The sequence below is a fragment of the Acinetobacter lwoffii genome, assembly GCF_024129595.1.
Taxonomy (GTDB): Bacteria; Pseudomonadota; Gammaproteobacteria; order Pseudomonadales; family Moraxellaceae; genus Acinetobacter; species Acinetobacter lwoffii_O.
This window is the reverse complement of the sequence record NZ_JAMXXS010000072.1, coordinates 1-3,585: the sequence shown is the minus strand read 5'-3', so window position 1 is coordinate 3,585 and position 3,585 is coordinate 1. Positions and strand designations below refer to the sequence as shown.

General features: G+C 33.0%; 3 protein-coding genes. All 3 read right to left on the bottom strand.

The features are described 5' to 3' along the window. Positions 1–261: 261 nt before the first annotated feature. Genes NI466_RS15595 through NI466_RS15585 form a run of 3 tightly spaced genes read right to left on the bottom strand, consistent with a single transcriptional unit; the run spans position 262 to position 3,330 of the window. A complete protein-coding gene (locus tag NI466_RS15595) occupies positions 262–2,226 on the bottom strand; it encodes a TniQ family protein (RefSeq protein WP_253173997.1) in 1,965 nt (654 codons plus the stop codon). A gap of 11 nt (positions 2,227–2,237) precedes the next feature. Then, entirely contained in the window at positions 2,238–3,179 is a 942-nt protein-coding gene (locus NI466_RS15590) for a TniB family NTP-binding protein (RefSeq protein WP_253173996.1), read from the bottom strand. Further along, complete coding sequence (locus NI466_RS15585; RefSeq protein WP_253173995.1) at positions 3,166–3,330, bottom strand: hypothetical protein; 165 nt, start codon at positions 3,328–3,330, stop codon at positions 3,166–3,168. The genes NI466_RS15590 and NI466_RS15585 overlap by 14 nt, the downstream gene beginning before the upstream one ends. Positions 3,331–3,585: the final 255 nt, after the last annotated feature.

Sequence of the window (3,585 nt, the reverse complement as noted above, 5' to 3'; positions counted from 1 at the left end):
CAATTGCGAGTTGAAAAAGTCTAATGATTCTAATACACCTAACTTTTTCAACTAACTACAAATGTGTCGCACTTGGGATTTGAATCCGCGATATTTTAAATCTATTGATTTTGAAAATTTTCTAAAATTAATATAATACACTTTATAAGAAATTTACCTATTATTTCCATCTAAATCATTTGGTTAATTTCTTATAAGAGCTTATCACTTTTAATTGTTAGAAGATTATATAGTCGCTGATAAATGAGAATTCTTAAGGAATTAAGAGTGCTTATTTTTGATACGTATGACGTCATCTCTTTTAAATAGCCTAATTTTTTTATCAGTTTTACCCATGTAATAGTTTTTGATAAGTCCTTGCTTTTGCAAGTTTGTGATATGTGAATGACGCATACCTAGTAATGCACTAGCTTCAGTACCTGTCATATAGACTTCCTTCAATTTAAGTACTTCACTGAGTTCTTCTCGCGGAATGAGCTTCCAATAGACTAAATCTTCAATGCTTAAGAAGCCAGTATTGCACCAATATTTTTTCATCCAGTTCATGGGACAATTTAATTGCTTTGCTGCATCTACATAAGAAATATAATTTTCGCTATTGAGTTTGTTCTTCAGACTTAATAGAGAGCTAGCTTCTATTTGAACTGATAAAGGATTGTTCTTATCTTTGATCAGAATTCCTTTTTGAACAAGTACAGCAACCTTATTGGGGCTGATTTCTAAGAGTACGGCAGCATTTTTTAAAGAGTAATAATCCTTACTATGCGATATTTGATTTAAGGTATTTTTTTGCCTTCCAGAACGAGTCGGATAACCTTTAATCATAATTAAGTCATCTGGCTTTATATCTTGGACATCAGTCTTTAAAAAAATATTTATTGCAGTTGAATCTATATGTGGACCATTAGTAGGAGTAATACCTAAAGCCCCTAATTTTTCCACTAGATTAGTTGGAGATGCCTTTAGCTGTGTTGCTAGTGGACTAACGAGTATGTAGTTTTCTTTGAATTCATTCACCTTTTCTTTTGAATATTTTTTGAAAGTCTGCGGTATTTCATTTGTATTCTCTAATTTGAACCATCCAACTTTTGCTAGTTTTCTAGCAATGTCATAATTGATATCTAACAACTTAGCAACATCCTTTAATTGTATACTATCATTGTCTGCGGGTGCTTCGATGCTAGTGAGAAGTGCAGATTCAGGCTGAGAATATGTATCAATTAAGAAGTGTTCTATGTCTCTGCTAGCAATATCTCCTTTATAGAGTTCTTTCTGTCCCAGCTTCAAAAAGTCATTTTCTATCAATTTCTCAAGCTCAAATCGAGAAATATTTAAGATCAATTGTATTTCATAATTTCTAAGATTTCTGGAAATACTATTTTCACTAATTCTATATTCTGAAGAATTCTTTTCGGTAATTTTAATATGCTTGTTGAAAAGTTTTTTCTGTTTTAGAAATGGTAGCAATAGAATACGTGGATGAGAATTCTCACTTCTATTGTTAATATTTTCACTTAATTTTATGGCAGAAGTCTCTGGGTCAGAAAAATATTCATACACTTTAAAAAAAATATTTTCATTTGTATTGGAATTATCATCTTTTAAGAAAGAATTGAATGCTTTCCAGCATGATGCAAAATCTGAAAAAACTTTATTTGAACTATGAGTCAGTATGTCAAGAAACCAATAGACACTTTCCATTGATTTTACTTTCTGTACAGGTCCTTTATCTAATTTAAAACCGCAGCGAGAACAGTTTAGAACCCCTGTTTTGGGGAGAAGAAAATTCTTACATTGAGGACAACAATAAATTAACAAACAAGAATGTATTGGACATGCATGTATAGGCTTTAATGTCCATATTTTTCTAAGATATGCTTTTTCAGAAAGACAAGTGGGACAGTAGCGTAAACCTTCTAATTCTAATAATTCATGGGGGACTTCAATTGTTCCAATCATTATAGGAGATCTATTGGTTGGCCTTGATCTTTCAAAAGCTAGAAATTTATAAGAACTATCAAGATTTAACGCTTCTAAGACTTGAGTGAAGCGTTTCATATCAGAAATATGATAATTCAAAGACTGACGAATGATAGATTTATACTTTTCTTTGCCTATTAAATTAAAAATTGAACTATGTGCATTGAGTTCTGCTGTTCTTAACAAGAAACTCATTGGTGACTCATCTTCATGAGGTATTGCTTGTATTAAAAGAGGATTTTTCATAATTCTGACTATTAAATTAATGAAATGATTTGTGAAATGTTCATTTCAAATGGATTTTTATTTTGTTTGCTAATGTAGAGCGTGATGCCTAATTTCCATGCATAACTGAAATCAAGGGGAGTTATTACTTGCCTATTATCATGTAAAGCATGTGCGATACTTTCTCTAATCAGGCTCATTACGTATGAGTGATAGCCTTTTGTTGCTAGTTGAATTTGCATGCCTACGAGCTGGCTATTTAGAGGTGGTGAGAAAGCGATATTTTGCTTATTGAGTGTTCTTGCAACTTCAGTAAGAAATGCAAACATGCTCCCGCCATTTGAAGGATCAATAGTTAATGGATTTAGGTGGTAGATGAATGGGAATCTACGTGCAATCTGGCTATCAACCTGAAGTAGTGGGACAAACTCAGGTAAACCAACTAAACAAAAACTAATCCCTGTTCGGTTTACTAGCGTTTTAAGCCAATTTCCTGTAGTCCGATTCATTCTTGTAGATGTCGGTTTACGCTCAAATAAATGGTGGAATTCATCTAAGAATATAAGCTTGGTTTCACATTGTGCGAGTAAATAAATAAGTCTGCTAGTTAAGTATTCAGTAGTGCCATATCCATTTTCATAAGTAGGATCACCAAGCTCTTTGAGCATCGTTATTGCTAATGATTTAACTGTGGCAGGCGATGGTACTTCCACATAGCATACAGGGATGATGCTTTTCTTATGATCCTTCTCAATTTTTTCTGTACGAGGCATCAAACTCAAGATCGTTTTACAGAGCGTAGTTTTTCCAAGACCTCCTTCAGCAAGAAGCATACTTCCAACAGGCTCACTAAATGAAATACTTCTTTTTACACAATCTTGTATACCTGTGAAAGCGGTCATGAATTCATTAGAAGTAATAACAATATTGTTAATAGATTGAATTTGTTCAAAACGATTCTCAAATTTTTCCATGTTTAAAAACCTCCAATGAACCAAATTGATTAATTGGTGTAGGTACATTTATTGAGGAAACAGCTTGTTCAGCAATATCCTTGTCTTTTGAGAATAGTTGTTCTTCGATCCTCTGAAGCTGCTTGGGAAGCTCAAGAGTAAGTGGTTTCAATCTTGGCTTTCGTCTCACAAGATTAGTTTGAATCTCATGCATAAGTTTATACAGATAATATAAATCGGACATCGAACCAATTTTTTGTTTATCAGATCGAGATTGGATTTTCTTTAGTTTTTGAACTTCAAGATGGGTTACTCGTGTTAATCCAAATGTATAGTCTTGAACCGTACCGGGTTTGTCGGAGACTTTTTTATTTAAGTTAGGCCACCTGACCTAACGGGTTAATCTTATCATAGTACATTGCTTCAA